General features: G+C 64.6%; 16 protein-coding genes and 1 pseudogene. 14 read left to right on the forward strand and 3 right to left on the reverse strand.

Going from position 1 to position 16,082, the window contains the following annotated elements; translation table 11 throughout:
- From DXD77_RS10670 to hisE, 12 genes and pseudogenes are all read left to right on the forward strand, one after another.
- Positions 1-165 (forward strand): annotated as a pseudogene (locus tag DXD77_RS10670) (SIS domain-containing protein); the annotation flags it as partial.
- Positions 166-238: 73 nt separating this feature from the next.
- Positions 239-1,075: a sugar phosphate isomerase/epimerase gene (locus tag DXD77_RS08880; protein WP_117648470.1), complete on the forward strand. Its 837-nt coding sequence runs from the start codon at positions 239-241 to the stop codon at positions 1,073-1,075.
- 170 nt (positions 1,076-1,245) lie between these two features.
- Complete coding sequence (gene hisG, locus DXD77_RS08885; RefSeq protein WP_117648471.1) at positions 1,246-2,961, forward strand: ATP phosphoribosyltransferase; 1,716 nt, start codon at positions 1,246-1,248, stop codon at positions 2,959-2,961.
- A gap of 105 nt (positions 2,962-3,066) precedes the next feature.
- Positions 3,067-4,503, forward strand: coding sequence for a histidinol dehydrogenase (hisD, locus tag DXD77_RS08890; RefSeq protein WP_117648472.1), 1,437 nt, complete (start codon positions 3,067-3,069; stop codon positions 4,501-4,503).
- Position 4,504: 1 nt separating this feature from the next.
- A complete protein-coding gene (gene hisC, locus DXD77_RS08895) occupies positions 4,505-5,620 on the forward strand; it encodes a histidinol-phosphate transaminase (RefSeq protein WP_117648473.1) in 1,116 nt (371 codons plus the stop codon).
- Positions 5,621-6,208: an imidazoleglycerol-phosphate dehydratase HisB gene (gene hisB, locus DXD77_RS08900; protein WP_117648474.1), complete on the forward strand. Its 588-nt coding sequence runs from the start codon at positions 5,621-5,623 to the stop codon at positions 6,206-6,208.
- A gap of 79 nt (positions 6,209-6,287) precedes the next feature.
- The gene (locus DXD77_RS08905) at positions 6,288-6,989 is read left to right on the forward strand and encodes an imidazole glycerol phosphate synthase subunit HisH (RefSeq protein ID WP_118334194.1); all 702 of its coding nucleotides are present in this window, start codon (positions 6,288-6,290) and stop codon (positions 6,987-6,989) included.
- Positions 6,986-7,729, forward strand: a complete 744-nt coding sequence (locus DXD77_RS08910) for a HisA/HisF-related TIM barrel protein (protein WP_117648476.1) — start codon at positions 6,986-6,988, stop codon at positions 7,727-7,729. The genes DXD77_RS08905 and DXD77_RS08910 overlap by 4 nt, the downstream gene beginning before the upstream one ends.
- A 3-nt stretch (positions 7,730-7,732) precedes the next feature.
- Positions 7,733-8,515 carry an imidazole glycerol phosphate synthase subunit HisF gene (hisF, locus tag DXD77_RS08915; RefSeq protein ID WP_089573592.1) on the forward strand — a complete coding sequence of 261 codons (783 nt, stop codon included), beginning with the start codon at positions 7,733-7,735 and terminating at the stop codon, positions 8,513-8,515.
- Positions 8,516-8,663: 148 nt separating this feature from the next.
- The gene (gene hisI, locus DXD77_RS08920) at positions 8,664-9,005 is read left to right on the forward strand and encodes a phosphoribosyl-AMP cyclohydrolase (RefSeq protein ID WP_117646208.1); all 342 of its coding nucleotides are present in this window, start codon (positions 8,664-8,666) and stop codon (positions 9,003-9,005) included.
- The gene (locus tag DXD77_RS08925) at positions 9,002-9,229 is read left to right on the forward strand and encodes a hypothetical protein (RefSeq protein WP_089573590.1); all 228 of its coding nucleotides are present in this window, start codon (positions 9,002-9,004) and stop codon (positions 9,227-9,229) included. Before hisI ends, DXD77_RS08925 begins: the two co-directional genes overlap by 4 nt.
- A gap of 15 nt (positions 9,230-9,244) precedes the next feature.
- Positions 9,245-9,562: a phosphoribosyl-ATP diphosphatase gene (hisE, locus tag DXD77_RS08930; RefSeq protein ID WP_117646209.1), complete on the forward strand. Its 318-nt coding sequence runs from the start codon at positions 9,245-9,247 to the stop codon at positions 9,560-9,562.
- 27 nt (positions 9,563-9,589) lie between these two features.
- Here the strand turns inward: hisE and DXD77_RS08935 are convergent, their stop codons facing one another.
- The 3 genes from DXD77_RS08935 to DXD77_RS08945 form a co-directional block, all read right to left on the reverse strand.
- A complete protein-coding gene (locus tag DXD77_RS08935) occupies positions 9,590-10,501 on the reverse strand; it encodes a PHP domain-containing protein (protein ID WP_117648477.1) in 912 nt (303 codons plus the stop codon).
- A 120-nt stretch (positions 10,502-10,621) separates the two neighbouring features.
- Entirely contained in the window at positions 10,622-11,041 is a 420-nt protein-coding gene (locus DXD77_RS08940) for a nitrous oxide-stimulated promoter family protein (protein ID WP_089573587.1), read from the reverse strand.
- Positions 11,041-14,607 (reverse strand): ATP-binding cassette domain-containing protein, encoded by a 3,567-nt coding sequence (locus DXD77_RS08945; protein WP_117648478.1) that lies wholly within the window; start codon positions 14,605-14,607, stop codon positions 11,041-11,043. The genes DXD77_RS08940 and DXD77_RS08945 overlap by 1 nt, the downstream gene beginning before the upstream one ends.
- Before the next feature lie 384 nt (positions 14,608-14,991).
- Between DXD77_RS08945 and larC the strand changes: the two genes are divergently transcribed.
- Entirely contained in the window at positions 14,992-15,477 is a 486-nt protein-coding gene (gene larC / locus DXD77_RS08950) for a nickel insertion protein (protein ID WP_117648479.1), read from the forward strand.
- Positions 15,478-15,532: 55 nt separating this feature from the next.
- A complete protein-coding gene (gene yfcE / locus DXD77_RS08955) occupies positions 15,533-16,081 on the forward strand; it encodes a phosphodiesterase (protein ID WP_117646212.1) in 549 nt (182 codons plus the stop codon).
- Position 16,082: the final 1 nt, after the last annotated feature.

Here is a 16,082-nt window from a genome sequence, read left to right on the forward strand (position 1 = left end):
GACACCGCCGAGTTCGCGATCCCCGGCCTTGACGACGAGTTCCGCGTCATCGTCTCCCCGTGGATCCTCTCCTCGCTGATCACCGATCGCCTTGCCGCTTACTACGAGACGGTCACCAAGCACAACCTCAACTACCGTCGCTACTATCACCAGTTCGACTACTAAGAGCAAATAACGTTTGTGTAATCGGGCCTCGCTCCTATATGGAACGGGGCCTCGCTTGGGTTGGAGAGTAATTATGAGCTATCCCCAGCTTGCCGTCATGAATATCAGCCATCGTTATTTTGACCTTGAGGAGTTCTTTTCTTCGGCGTCGGCTTCGGGCTACACGTGTTGCGAGCTTTGGACCGGGGCGATGCATCTGTATGTCGATTGCCATGGATACGATTCGCTCGAACGGGTACGGGAGCTGTCGCAGCGGTATGGGGTTCGGATTGTGGGGCTTTGTCCCGAACAGAACAACCCCAAGCCGTGGAATATCGCGGCGCGCGGGAATGAGGCGCGTGCCCGCACGCTCGCGTACTTTAAGAACGTTGTAGATATCGCGGCGGAACTTGGAGCCGAGCAGGTCATGGTCTCGAGCGGCTGGGCATTTTTGAACGAGCCGATCGAGGACGCGTGGGGTCGCAGCGCCTCGATGCTGCGTGCGATTGCCGAGCATGCGGGAGAGCGCGGCGTGCGACTGGTGCTCGAGGCCCTACAGCCGGTTGAGTCGATGATCGTGAACTCGGCGGCCGACACGAAGCGCATGATCGAGGCAGTTGATCATCCGGCACTTAAGGCGTGTCTGGATTTGGGCGCTATGGCGGTGGCAGGGGATACCATCGACGATTATTTCGATCTGCTTGGCGATGATGTCGCCCACGTGCATTTTGTCGATGTTGCGGCAGATGGCACGACGCATCTTGCCTGGGGTGACGGCGACCGCGATATGCGCGCCGACCTGGATAGGCTGGTGGCGCGCGGCTATCGCGGAGTTGTTTCGGCCGAGACCTATGACTGGCGCTATTTTGCCGACCCCGCAGCTGCCGATGCGCAGGTAATGGCAGAGTATCGTCGTGCGATTGGCGTCTAGGTGGGGTTGGGTTGCGACAATCCGCTCCTATGTTTCCAAATGAATACGGTGTGAGCCGAGGAGGACGATTCTCCCCGCAAACACTCTAGTATGCTAAAGTACCCAGAAGACCGGCGAAGCTATGCCGGTCTTCTGCTCTATATGAAACACAGCATGAGGAGGCTCATCAGATGACGGCCACACCGTGGGGATTCCGGGACATATTGCCCGAGGAGGCTCAGGCGCGCGAGGAGATTGCGCTGACGGTGAAGGGCTGCTTCAGGGAGCATCATTACCTTCCGGTCGAGACGCCGCTACTCGAGGACAAGGGTTCGCTCGAGGAAGGCGGCCGCATCGCGGACACGCCGTTTAAGCTCTTTGATGACGACGGTCGCCTGCTGGTGGTCCGTCCCGACAACACGCTGCCGATCGTGCGCTTGGTTTCGACCCGCATGCACGCGGCCGATCTGCCGCTGCGTCTGCGCTACGAGGCGCCGGTGGTTCGTGAGTGTCAGCGAAATGCCGGTGGTTCGCGCCAGTTTACACAGTTGGGCTTTGAGCTTATCGGCGCGGGCGATACCGCGGGCGATGTCGAGATCGTCTCGCTCGTGGCCGAGGCCGTGCGCAAGCTGGCACTGCCCGATGCGCGCATTATCGCAGGTAGCGTGCGTCCGTTTAAGGAGCTGCTCGCGGCGTGCGAGGATCGCGAGCTGGCCGCCGAGGCCTTGCGCTGTGTGCACGCCAACGACTTTGTGGGGCTCGATGCCCGCGTGACGGCAAGCGCCGAGTCCGATGCCGTCAAGGCCGCCATTAGCGAGCTGCCGCGCCTACACGGCGGTGCCGAGGTACTCGACCGCGTCGATGTGCTTCTGGCGGCGGCGGGCATTGTCGCGCCGCTCACGCGCGAGCTGCGCGCCCTGGTCGAGGGCCTGGCTCCCGAGGACGCCCAGGTGCTGTCGTTCGACTTCTCCATCATGAACTCGTTCGATTACTACACGGGTCTGGTCTTTAAGGCCTATGCCGGTGGCTTGCCCGATCCGGTCGGTTCGGGTGGACGCTACGACTCCATCTTTACCGGCGCATTTGGCGACGGCATCGAGGTACCGGCGGCGGGTTTCGCCTTTTCGCTCGAGCGTCTGGAGGCTGCGCACACCTCGGCCGAGGACGCTGCTTCCGATGGCGATCGCGCCGCGGGCCGTGGCGCCGAGGGTCCGCTGCGCATTGCCGTGCCCAAGGGCTCGCTCAAGGTCGACACGCTCGACGTGCTCGAGGCCGCGGGCTTGGATGTCTCGGAGCTGCGCGATCCCGGCCGTCACCTGATCGTGCGCGGCCGCGACACGCGTGCCGGCGAGGGCGCGGTCGGAGATATCGAGTTTGTCATCGTGCGTCCCAGCGATGCGCCCGCCTTTGTGGGCTGTGGCGGTGCCGACTGCGGCATCTGCGGTTGGGACTCGCTTATCGAGGCAGACCTCAACCTGCTGCAGCTGGTCGATCTGGGCTACGGCCTGTGCACTTTCATTGAGGCGGAGCCCGCGTGGCGCGCCGGCCAGGCCGAGCGCAACTATGCCCGTCGCGGGTCGCTTCGCGTGGCCACCAAGTATCCGCGCATCGCGAGCGCCTGGTATGCCGAGCGCGGTGTGAACGCCGATATCGTCTCGCTGCACGGTAACATTGAGCTGGGTCCCATCGTCGGCATGACCGATCGCATCGTGGATATTACCGCCACGGGCGCCACGCTGCGCGATAACGACCTCGTTATTACTGGTCGCATTATGGACTGCACGGCCCGCTTCTTTGTCAATCCGGGTGCCGCACGTCTGGATCCGCGCGTACGCAATCTGGCAGATCGCTTGGCGGCAGCCGTGAAGGACAAGCATTTTGAGCCCGTTGCGGGCTCGGCACAATAGCGCGAGCACGCACGGGCGCCCCAACGTCCGGGCGGCGGGCCGACTGGCGCCGCCGCCCGGTCTCTCGTTTTTCGAACACAACCTCGACCGATAGGGGATACCGAAATGAAGACCATCAAGCTTGCTCCCGGTGAGCGCCTCGTTACCAACCAGCTCAACCGTAAGGGCGTGCTGCCGCAAAACATCGTCGACGCCGCTCGCGATATCGTGGCCAACGTGCGTGCCAACGGCGATGCCGCGGTGCGCGATTACTGCCAGCGTTTTGACGGTGTTGAGCTGCAGAGCTTCCGTCTTCCGCAGGAGCAGATCGATGCCGCGCTCGAAGGCCTCGATCCGGCCTTTGTCGCCGCGCTCGAAAAGGCTGCGCGCCAGATTCGCGAGTTCCACCAGCGCGAGGTCGAGCAGAGCTGGTTTACCACGCGCCCGGACGGCACGATGCTCGGCGTTAAGGTGACCCCGCTTGCTGCGGCCGGCATCTACGTGCCGGGCGGTCGCGCGCAGTACCCTTCCACCGTGCTTATGAACGCCATTCCCGCCAAGGTTGCCGGCGTTGAGCGCGTGGTCATGGTGACCCCGCCGCAAAAGGATGGACTGATTAGCCCGTATACGCTCGCGGCGGCCAAGCTCGGCGGCGTGGACGAAATCTATATGGTGGGCGGCGCCCAGGCCGTGGCCGCGCTGGCGTACGGTACCGAGACCATTCCGCGCGTCGACAAAATCACCGGCCCGGGCAACGCCTTTGTTGCCGCTGCCAAGCAGATTGTCTCGGGTGACGTGGGTATCGACATGGTCGCCGGTCCCTCCGAGGTCTGCGTGCTGGCCGATGCCACGGCCAAGCCTATGGTGGTCGCGGCCGACCTGATGGCTCAGGCCGAGCACGATCCGCTGGCGGCCTGCTATCTGGTGACCTGCGACGAGCAGTTTGCGCGTGAGGTCGAGGCGGGTATCGACATTCTGGTAGCGCAGTCCCCGCGTGCCGAGATTACGTGCGCTTCGCTCGATAACGAAGGCGCCATCGTGGTGGCCGCCGACATGGCGGCCGCCGTCGAGGCCGTGAACACCGTGGCGCCCGAGCACCTTGAGCTGCACTGCAAGGATGCGATGGGCCTGCTCGGCGGCATTCGCAACGCCGGCGCCATCTTTGTGGGCGCTTGGAGCTCCGAGCCGCTCGGCGATTACGTTGCCGGTCCCAACCACACGTTGCCGACCGGCGGCACGGCCATGTTCTCCAACCCGCTTTCGGTCGAAGAGTTCGTTAAGCGCTCGAGCGTTATATGCTATACGCCCGAGGGCCTGCTCTCCGACGCTCCCGCTACGCAGCGTCTGGCCGAGGCCGAGGGCCTGTGGGCGCACGCGCTTTCGGCCGCACTGCGTCGCCGCGTGTTGGAGCAGGGCGAGGATGCCGTGAGCGCCGAGTCGCTCGCCGCGGCCGACCTGACCAAGGTTGCCTGGCCGGGCGACGCCGTGGCGACGGTTGCCGAGGGCGTGGACCTGGCGGCTGCAGGCGCAGATGGCGCTGGCGTAACCGGCGGGGAGGCCTAATATGGCCGAACTCACGCCTCGCATGAAGGAGCTCGTCCAGCCTTACCTGGCCGGTATTGAGCCCTACGATCCCATCTTTACGCCCACGCGCATCAACCTTTCGGCCAACGAGAACACCTATCCCGTGCCGGCTGGCGTGCGCGAGGCGGTCGACGCCGCCCTGGCTGCCACGCCGCTCAACCGCTATCCCGATCCCATGTCCAACGATCTGCGCGACGAGCTTGCCGCTTGGCATGGTGTGGCGCGCGAGAATGTCTGCGTGGGCAACGGCGGCGACGAGCTGCTCTATAACTACCTGTTGGCGTTTGGCGGCGCGGGACGGACCCTGCTCAACTGCCCGCCGTGCTTTAGCGAGTATGCGTTCTTTGCGTCGCTCTGCCAGACCGAGGTGCGCGACGTGTGGCGCGACCCCGCGACCTTTGAGCTCGATCAGACCGCCGTGCTTGCGGCGGCGCCGGAGTGCAACCTCGCCATCGTGACCTCGCCCAACAATCCCACGGGCGACGTGGCGCCGCTCGACTTTGTTGCGGCGCTGTGCGATGCGTGCCCCGGCATGGTCATGGTCGACGAGGCCTACGTTGAGTTTGCGGATGATTCGTTTGGCGCGGCCACCACGGCGCAGGGGCTTATCGCCGGGCATCCCAACCTGGTGATTTTGCACACGCTGTCCAAGGCGTTTGGCGCCGCCGGTACGCGCCTGGGCTACGTGATCGCTGCGCCCGAGGTTATCGACGTGTTCGCGGCGATTCGCCAGATCTATTCGGTCAACGTACTGAGCCAGGCGGCAGCACTTGCCTGCGTGCGTGCCCGTGATACCTATGCGCCCGTGGTGGCGCAGGTCGCATCCGAGCGCGAGCGCGAGCTGGCCGCCCTGCGCGCGATGGCTGCCGAGGGCCTGCCCGTGGAGGCGTGGCCGAGCGCGGCGAACTTTCTGCTCGTACGCACGCCGCATGCCACGCGCGTACGCGAGCGTCTGCGCGACGAGTATTCGATTTTGGTGCGCGACTTCAGCTATGCGCCGGGGCTTGCGGACTGCCTACGCATTACCGTGGGTACGCCGCGGGAAAACGACGAGGTGCTGGCTGCGTTTGCCGCGCTGGTGAAGGAGGAGATGTAGATGAGCCGTTATGCCGAGGTAACCCGTAAGACGGGGGAGACCGATATTGTCGTCAAGCTCGACCTGGATGGAACCGGTACGTGCGATATCTCGACCGGCGTGCCGTTTTTCGACCACATGCTCAACGCTTTTGGCCGCCATGGTCTGTTCGATCTGACGGTGCACGCGGTGGGCGACGTGGAAGTCGACGCGCACCACACCGTCGAGGACACGGGTATTGTGCTGGGCGAGGCTTTCTGTCAGGCGCTGGGCGACAAGACGGGCATTACACGCTTTGCCGATGCGGCGATCGCCATGGACGAGACGCTCGTGATGGCCGCCGTTGACATCTCGGGTCGTGGGCAGGCCTACTGCGAGCTGCCCGTGCCGACTGAGCGCGTGGGCAGCTTTGATACCGAGCTGGCCGTCGAGTTCTTCTATGCCTTTGCGCGCGATGCCAAGCTCACGCTGCACGTGCGCGAGCTGGCGGGCGGCAATTCGCACCACATTATCGAGGCCGCCTTTAAGGCCGTGGGCCGCACGATGCGCCGCGCCTGCGAACTCGATCCCCGCGTGCAGGGTATCCCCAGCACCAAGGGCTCGCTGTAACCGTCACAAGGGTAAAACCACCACGAAGATGCCTGTCCTCTTTGTGGTGGTTTTGGATGATGAGAAGTGGAGGGGTCGCGTGGGCGAACCGAAGATCGTGGTGGTCGACTACCACAAGGGCAACTTGTCGAGCGTCGTGCGCGGGCTTGCGCGCGCCGGTGCTGCCGCCTGCACGTCGGACGATCCGGAGCAGATCCGCAACGCCGACGGCCTGGTCATCCCGGGCGTGGGTGCGTTCTATGACGCGATCGCCTTTATGCGTCAGAGCGGCGAGGAGGTGGCCGTGCTCGATGCCGTTGCCGCCGGAACTCCGCTGCTCGGCATCTGCCTGGGCCTTCAGCTGTTTTTTGAGCGCGGCAACGAGGGCGTGCCTGCGAACGAGGACGCGGACGCGGACGACGATGCCTCCGAGCAGGCCGGTGGTCCCTGGGTCGATGGCCTGGGCATCATGCGTGGCTCGTGCACGCACCTGGAGTCGAGCCGTCTGAAGGTCCCGCACGTGGGCTGGGACCAGGTGCGCATGACGCCCGCCGGTGCGGCCGATCCGTTGCTTGCCGGTTTTGCCGAGGGCGCCAACATGTATTTCACTCACAGCTACGCGGTGGCCGACGACGTCGATGCCGCCGATGTGTTGGCGCGCACGCACTATACACGGAGCTTCCCGTGCATCGTGCGCCACGGCAACGTGTGGGGCTGCCAGTTCCATCCCGAGAAATCCTCTGCGCTGGGTCAGCGCATCCTTAAGAACTTCGTGAGCATCGTCGAGGGGGCCGGCCGATGATTCTGTTTCCCGCAATCGATTTGATCGGCGGCAAGGTCGTGCGCCTGGAGCGCGGCGACCGGAGCCGCTGTAAGGTGTATTCTGACGACCCCGTGGCCGTTGCCCGCTCCTTTGCCGAGCAGGGCGCGAGCTGGGTGCACGTCGTCGACCTGTCCGCTGCCTTTGGCGAGGACGAGGACGCGTGCGCTGCCAACTTGGCAGCGATTAAGGCCATCTGCGGCGTCGACGGTCTGTCCGCGGACGTGGGCGGCGGCGTTCGTTCGCTCGCGCGCATCGACGAGCTGGCCGGCTACGGCGCGCGTCGCATCGCGCTAGGCACGGTGCTCGTGACCGAGCCGGGATTTGCCGAGGTGGCGGCGCAAGGCTTTGGCGAGTTACTGGTGGCAGACATTGCCGCCCGTGACGGCCAGGTCAAGGTGAATGGTTGGCGCGACGGCGCGGGTGTGGCGCTCGACGACGCCGTGGCGCAGCTCACCGAGCTGGGCTTTAAGCATCTGGTGTATACCGACATCGCGCGCGATGGCATGCAGACGGGCATCGACGTGGCGGCGTATCGCCATGTGGCCGAGGTCGCGGGCTTTCCCGTCGTGGCTTCGGGCGGCATCTCGACGCTCGACGATATCCGCGCACTGGCCGCGGTGGGCGAGGATGCCATCGAGGGTGCCATTACCGGTCGTGCGCTCTACGAGGGCAACTTTACGCTGGCCCAGGCGTTGGCCGCCGCCCGAGGGAAGGAGTAGCCCATGCTTGCCAAACGCGTGATTCCCTGTCTGGATGTTAAGGACGGCCGCGTGGTCAAGGGCGTCAACTTTGTGAGCCTGCGCGATGCTGGCGACCCGGTGGAGCTGGCGCGCGCCTACGACCGCGAGGGTGCAGACGAGGTCGTCTTCCTGGACATTACCGCGACGAGCGACAACCGCGCGACGACCATCGAGATGGCGGCGCACGCGGCCGAGGAGCTCGTTATTCCCTATACCGTGGGCGGCGGTTTCCGCGACTTGGCGGGCATGCGAACCATGGTTGCCGCCGGTGCCGACAAGGTGTCGCTTAACTCTGCCGCCGTGCGCGATCCGTCGTTGATCAGCCAGGCCGCCGCGGCGTTTGGCAGCCAGGCCGTGGTCGTGGCGATTGATGCCAAGCGCGTGGGCCTGCCCGGTCAGCCGGATGCCGACAAGTGGGAGGTCTTCACGGCGGGCGGTCGCAACGCCACGGGTATCGATGCGGTGGCGTGGGCCGAGGAAGCGGCTCGTCGCGGCGCCGGTGAGATCTTGCTCACCAGCATGGATCGCGACGGCACCAAGGCTGGCTTCGACCTGGCACTCACCCGCGCCGTGGCGCGCGCGGTGCCGATCCCGGTGATCGCAAGCGGCGGCGTGGGCACGCTCGAGCATTTTGCCGAGGGCGTGATCGAGGGCGAGGCCGATGCCGTGCTGGCGGCCAGCGTCTTTCACTTTGGAACTTTCAGCATTCGCCAGGTGAAGGAGTATATGGCCAGCCAAGGCATCCCTGTGAGGCTGGACTTCTAGTGCTGCGGCTTGCCCAGGCACCGCATCTTGCCGCTCAAACCGTCGCTCGCGTACCAAAGTACGCGTCGCTCCTCTTTCGCGACAACCTGCGGCACCTGGACAACCCTCGCCGACCTGCGATGTTTACGGTAATTACTTGGGAGAAATGATGACTGAGGTAATAGAAGCGTCTGATCTTACGTACGACGCCCGCGGGCTGATTCCTTGTGTGGTTCAGCAGCATGACACCGGTGAGGTGCTTATGGTTGCTTGGATGAACGAGGAATCGGTGGGGCTGACGCTCAAGACCGGGACCACGTGGTTTTGGAGTCGCAGCCGTCAGGAGCTCTGGAACAAGGGCGCGACGAGTGGCAACATGCAGGAGGTCAAGGAGCTCTGGGCCGACTGCGATAGCGATACGCTGCTGGTCAAGGTGGACTCACCGGGCCCGGCCTGCCATACCGGCAACCGTACCTGCTTCTTTAAGCGCGTGGAAGGGGGAGTGCGATGAAAGTCGTGACGCCGTTCGAGGTCGCCGAATGCAACACCGAGCTCCTCCGCGCGGGCGTGCCATGCCGCGTGCACCTGACTGATGCCTGCGGGGCGCAGTCGCTTTGGCTCGAGGCCGAGAAGGAAAGGCTCGATGAGGCCCATGCCGTCATCGTCGAGTTCTTTGAGAAAAAGGGCGCAAAGCCTCGGTTCGATGAGGCCGGTACCTACTTTACGCTGCAGTAACGAGAGGAAATAACCATGGGAGTCAGAACAGCTAACGTGCAGCCGGGAAACATCGGTGAGACGCTGACGGGACTGGCCGAGGTGATTCACAGTCGTCGCGACGCATCGCCGCAGGAGAGCTATACCGCGCGTCTGCTGACCGACGTCGAGGACGAGCTTCTCAAGAAGCTTGCCGAGGAGGCGAGCGAGGTGATCATGGCCTGCAAGGATAACGACCACGATCACATCCGCTACGAGGCCGGCGACCTGATCTACCACCTGCTCGTGACGCTCGAGCGCTACGGCATCACCCTCGACGAACTGGCCGGCGAACTCAACGCCCGCCGCCACTAGTCATTGGGGACGTTCTTAAACGACTAGTTAGGCGAGGGGCGTGGATTCCCATTCGCCGGTGGGGTGGGGGATATCGAAGGCCCGGTAGCCGCAGTCGTAGGAGTGGGCCTGGGCCTCGCGGATGTTCCAGCAGATGTCGCAGGCGCGGTGCGCGTCCGAGCCAAAGGTGATGGGCACCTCGGCATGGGCGAAGCGGCGCAACAGCCCGGTCGCGGGGTAGTAATCGTCGAGCCCCTTGCGCGGTGCGGCGGTCGAGACCTCAACGCGGCGACCCGTATCGTGGGCGCATTCGGCCATCTGCTCCCAAAACGGCGCGGGGTCAAAGTCGGGTGCAAAGCCGTCCTTCGAAAAGCGCATGACCAGGTCGGGATGGGCCATCGCGTCAAAGTTGAGTGAGCTTTCGCAAGCACGGCACCAGTCGTCGACGTAGCACTCCCACACGCCGCGCACGCCTAAGTTTTCCCAAACATGCAAGTTGGTATCGTCGTCGATCCAACCGCAAAGGGAATCGGGTGTATCGGGGCGCGCGACGTCCTCTGTCCCTGCCGTGCCCGCGGCGCCTGCCGCAATATCGCCCGGGTTGCCAATCCAGTGCACGCTGCCCAGACGTACGACGGCGCCCTGGGACCAGTGCTCTACCAAGGGCTCGCAGCCCTCGTACCAATCGCATTCAAAACCGTAGATAAAGGTGAGCTCCGGCGCAATCTGCGCGGCGAGTTTGCGGGCGTCCTCAAAGGCCAAACGATGTGCCGGCAAGTCGCCCTCGACGACCTGCACCTCGCAGTTAGCATCCACACTGGCGGGCAGGGTAAGGTGGTCGGTCGAGACCATGACGCGGCAGCCGGCGGCAGCAGCGGCACGGACGTTGTCCTCGAACGAGGCGTGCCCGTCCGAGAACGAGGTATGGGTATGGCAATCGACCAGCGGGCAGGCGGGCATGGCGACTCCTTTGCATTTGGTGAATCCGCTCCATTGTAATGGTGCAGCTCTCAACACGCCGCGCACGCCGGGTGCCGAAATCGAGTGGAAAGGCGGGGCGGCGCGTGCCGGCGCCGGCGACTACTTGCTTCGTGCCGCCGCGCGTTTGGCCTGCACTGTTACCATCGCGTGTCTCACGGCGGTGATGGGGCGATAGCGGATCATACGCGGTCCCGACCAACGCATAACCTCGCGGATCTTCTCGCGCATGGCAGGCCGGTAACAATGCGAAGGACATGCCGAGCAAAATGTCTTGGTGCCCATGTGCGGGCAGTGCTCAATGCGCGCGATGGCGTATTTCTGCAGCTCGGCGCATTCGGGGCAGAGCGTAATGGTTCGAAGGCCGAGTTTCACGCGCACGGACTCATCGCCGCCAGCCTGTTCGACCACATGCCCGCCGCCATGATGCCCACGACACCACAGCGCAATCATCTGCGACACCATTTGGGCCTCACGCTCACGTTTGCGTGCTAGCTCCGGTGTGTCGACTGGGCGCGCCATTAGCTCAGCCTCCCGTGCTCGACCGAAAGCGAGAAATCGGCAAACGCGCAGGTGCTGGCACGGTGGCTCACGAGCACAATGGTCTTGCCGCGGCGCTTGAGCTCGTCGATTGCCTGCATCACGGACGCCTCGTTGAGAGCATCGAGCGCGCTGGTGGGTTCGTCGAGCAAGATGAAGGGTGCGTCGTTGAGGAAGATGCGCGCAAGGCCGATGCGCTGGCGCTCGCCGCCCGAAAGCGAGTCGCCCAGCTCGGCAACGGGCGTGTCGAGTCCCTGCGGCAGACGGTCGATGAGCGTGGTGAGTGAGGCGGAGCGGCAAGCGTCGAGCAGCTCGGCATCGGTGGCGTTGGCGTGCGCGACCAGCAGGTTCTCGCGTACGGTGCCGCAGAACAGATGCGTGTCCTGGGTCATATAGGCCTCGTGGCTGCGCAGGCTCGCCGTGTTGATGTGGCGGGCATCGACGCCGCTCACCGTGATGGTGCCGGCTGCGGGGTCCCAAAAGCGCATGAGCAGCTTAAGCAGCGTCGACTTGCCCGAACCCGAGCGCCCCATGATGCAGGTCATGGTACCGGGCGCAAAGGTGCAGGTCACGTCGTCGAGGATGAGACTCGCAGCGGTGTCGTTCGCGACCTGCTCTGTGGCGCCCGCACCGCCCGCGTCCACGCCGCCCACATAGCTAAAGCTCACATGCTCGGCTGCGGCGCCGGCAAACTCAACGTTCTGTCCATCGGCGACCTCGGCGCACTGGGGCTGCTCGTCGAGCAAATCGAGCACGCGTGCGCCCGAGGCGAGCGTCTCCTGCAGTGAGGCGCCCAGGCGGCTCACGGCCATCACCGAGCCAAACGACGACACAAAGGTAAAGACGGCGACAAACGCTGCGGCAAAGTCAATCGTTCCCGCAGCCACCAGCTGCAGCGCACGCCCGAGCATCACCAGATTAGCCACAAGAATAAGCGCATCGGCTACGGCCTCGCTGACCGCCTGGCGGCGCTTGAGGCGCGCGTCCACGGCGCCGACTTGCTCGGTCAGCTTGCCCAGGGCACGGCTGCGATCGGTGCCACCGGCAAACTGGATGGTCTCGCCCGCGCCGCGCAGACTGTCGAGTACAAAGGCGCCCAGCTTACCGGCGCCCTCGCGGCTCTGGCGGCCGGTGGTGCCGCATGCCTTGGCCGAGGTCAGGGGCAGCAGCACGCCCAGGACCGCGTAGGCCACGAGCGCGATGCCCGCGAGCTCGGGGCTCACAGCCAGCAAAAAGCCCTCAAACACAACGGTGCAGACCAGAGCTATGGCAATGGGCGAGATGGTGTGCGCGTAGAAGACCTCGAGCAGCTCGATATCCGAGGTGACCAGGCTCACGAGCTCGCCCTTGCCGCGGCCCTCGAGCTTGGCGGGGGCGAGCTGGCGCAGGGCGCCAAACACCAGGTCGCGAATGTGTGCGAGCAGACGGAATGCGATGTAATGGTTGCAGAGCTGCTCGCCGTAGTGGAGCGGCCCGCGCGCGATGCCGCAGGCGGCACAGGCCGCGCATGTGACGATAAGACCAAGCCCCAAGGCGTTGCGGCCCAGCGCGGCCATAAGGCCAAGGGCGCCAAAGGCCGGCACGAACGCGGCGGTGAGCATGCCAATGCTGCCCAGCGCGACGGCTAGCACAAGCCAGCCGGCAAGCGGTCGGACGAGCCCCATCATGCGCCACATGATGGACGGCGCCGAGCGACGGGCGCGGCCGGAGTCAGGCACCGCGGCAGCGGAAGACGAGCCGGCACCGTTGAGGCCATCGGTACGGGCGGTGCTGCCGTCAACAGCCTCAACCGCGCCGGCATCCTCGGCATCACCCTCCGCATACGCATATGCCGAGAGCTGCTCCTGGCTGTTCCGCATGCGCGCATAGGCGCCCGCGGTTGCCAAGAGCTCGCCGTGAGTCCCGCGCTCGGCAATGCGACCGCGTTCCAGCACCAGAATCTGGTCGGCGTCCACGATCGTCGACAGGCGGTGTGCCACCACAATTACAGTGTGCTCGCCGGCAAGCGATGCGATGACCTCGCCGATCGCGGCTTCGCTCGCAGCGTCCACATTGCTCGTAGCCTCGTCAAACACATAGATCGGCGAGTCGTGCAGCAGGGCGCGTGCCATGCACACGCGCTGGCGCTGGCCACCCGAAAGGTTGGTGCCGCCCTCGTTAATCACCATGTCGAGCCCGCCGTTGGCCTGCACAAAGGCCGCCACGCGCGTGCGGCCGAGCGCGCGCAAAAGCTCGGCGTCGGTGGCGTTGGGCTGGGCGAGCAGCAGGTTGTCGCGCAGGGTGCCGGCAAACAGGTAGCCGTTGGTGGGCACCAGGGTGACGGCACGCATGAGTGAGGCGGCCGTGGCATCGCGCAGCTCGACGCCGCCAATGCGAACGCTGCCACGGTAGGCACCCTTGCGGCCCGCGATAATCCCCGCGAGCGTGGACTTGCCGCCGCCGCTTTCGCCCACGAGTGCCACGAGCGAGCCGTGCGCAATGGTCGCGCTGGCGCTGTCCAGCACCGTGCGGTCGCCGTATGCATAGCTCACGCCCGCGAGCTCGATATCGCCGCGACCGTCAAGCTCAACATCGCCGCGCTCGGGCTCGGGCGTATCCAAAATGCCAAACATGCGGCGCGAGGCGGCCATGCCGTTCATGGCCGTGTGGAACAGCGATCCCAGGCGGCGCATGGGCAAAAAGAACTCCTGCGACAGAAAGACGACTAGAAAGGCCGCCTCAAAGCCAATTTTGCCCGTGGCGAGCTGCAGCGTGGCTACGATAATGCCGAGCGCGGCGCCCATATAGACGACCAGGTCCATAACGCAAATGGAGCGCAGCTGCATCACCAGCAGGCGCATGGTCGCTGTGCGGAAACGCTCGGACTCGGCGTTGATGCGCTTGTGCCAGTCGCGGTCGGCCTGATACACCTTAAGGGTGGTAAGACCCTGAACGGCCTCCAGGAACATGCCGCCCAGATCGACGTAGCTGCCCCAATACTCGGAACCGATCTTTTTTGCGTTGCGCATGACCATCATGATGGAGATGGGGATGACCGGGACGCATACGAGCAGCAGCGCGGCGGGAAGTCCCGCTTGGCCTACGAGCAGCACGAACAGCGTGATGGGTGCCAGGCCGGCAAAAAAGAGCTGCGGCAGATAGCCGCCAAAGTATACCTGGAGTTGCGTGGCGCCCTCGACGCTGGTCTGGACGGCCTCGGCGGTGGGGACGGTCTCGGTGTAGGAGGGGCCGAGTGCGGTGAGCTTATCGTAGACGAGCGAGCGCACGCGGCGGACGGCCTCGAATGCGGCCTTGTCGCCGGCGCGTTGGGCCAGGTAGATGGCGGCGGCGCGCACGATGATGGCGCCGGCGAGCGGCAAGGCCGCCTGTGCGAGGGCATCGACGGCGAGCGCGGCGGAAAGACCGTCCGTGACGATGCCGCCCAAGATGCGCGCAAGCACCCACATCACCGTGATGTTTGCCATGAGCGCGATCCATTTAAACAGGACGCTCGCCACAATGTAGGGCGTTGCCTGCGGAACCAGGGAGAAGAGCCGCTTCTCGAACATGAAACCTCCGATGCCGTAACGGTGTCGGGCGGGGTCCTCGGCAGCCGATTAGTTAGCCAAATGCAACTAGAGTAACATCGTGCAGCAGGTAAGTATGCCGAGGGTAATTTTTTAGCCGATGAACTGCGTAGAAAGTCCAAAATTGTTGAGTGCAGCGAACTTTATGGCGGACGGAGTGCAGGCGCAATTCTGATCGTGTGCGGCCCCGCTCCAAAACGTGTACGTCAGCCTCCGAAAGCTGCAAAAAATGACATGTTTGGAGGCTGATGTACATGTTTGGATAGGGGCGAGGGCGGCGACGGACGAAAGTCACGCCTGTGCCACGTCCGATGTGCTAGCGTTTGGGTGAACAAAACGAGCCCGTGCGGAAAGGATCCGGACCGTATGCAACGTGGAAGTACATCTCCGCTGTCCCGCGAGACCGATGCGCCCGAAACCATCGTCAAGCTGGAGTGCGACATCGACGATGCATCGCCCGAGGTACTCGCCTATGCCGCCGACCGCCTGCGCGAGGCAGGTGCGCGCGAGGTGCACTGGCTGCCTCTCTACTGCAAAAAAGGTCGCCCCGGCTGGCAGCTGCAGGTGATCTGCTCGCACGAGGATATCGAGCGCCTACAGACGATTATCTTTTTGGAGACCACGACCAACGCCGTTCGTCGCCAGGTGATGGAACGCGTCTGCCTGCCGCGTCGTTTTGAGCAGGTAGCGACGCCTTGGGGCGAGGTGGCCGTCAAAGTAGCCACCCTGCCCGACGGCAGCGAGCGCGCGGCACCCGAGTACGAGGATTGTGCCCGTCTTGCCCGCGAGCACAACGCGCCGCTCCAGCGCGTGATGCAGGCGGCTCAGAGCGCGGCGCTGCGATTTGAGTGATGCGGGCGAGTGACGTGCCGCGCCAATCCAATTAACCCCACCGAAAGGACCACCCATGAAATACCTCATCGCCTCCGACATCCACGGCTCGGCATACTGGACCGAGCGCCTGGTCGCCGCTATCGAATCCGAGCAGCCCGACCGCATCGTTCTGCTGGGCGACCTGCTCTACCACGGCCCGCGCAACGACCTGCCGCGCGACTATGCCCCCAAGCGTGTGATTCCGCTGCTCAACGCCCTGGCCGACCGCATCATCGCGGTGCGCGGCAACTGCGACGCCGAGGTCGACCAGATGGTCCTCGACTTCCCCGTCATGGCCGACTACGCCACGCTGTTCGACGAGACCGGCCGCGAGCTGTTCCTGACGCATGGCCACGTCTTTGGCGCTGGCATGCATAACAGCGTTGATCACGCGCCCGCGCTGCCCGAGGGCTCCGCGCTCGTCTACGGCCACACGCACATCAAGGTTAACGAGGCAAGCGAGGCGCACCCGGGCCTGTGGCTCTTCAACCCCGGCAGCGTGAGCATTCCCAAGGACGGTACGCACAGCTATGGCATCTACGAGGACGGCGCGTTCCGTCACGTGATCCTGGAGGAGGAATAAC

This window comes from Collinsella sp. TM09-10AT (genome assembly GCF_003436275.1).
Lineage (GTDB): Bacteria > Actinomycetota > Coriobacteriia > Coriobacteriales > Coriobacteriaceae > Collinsella.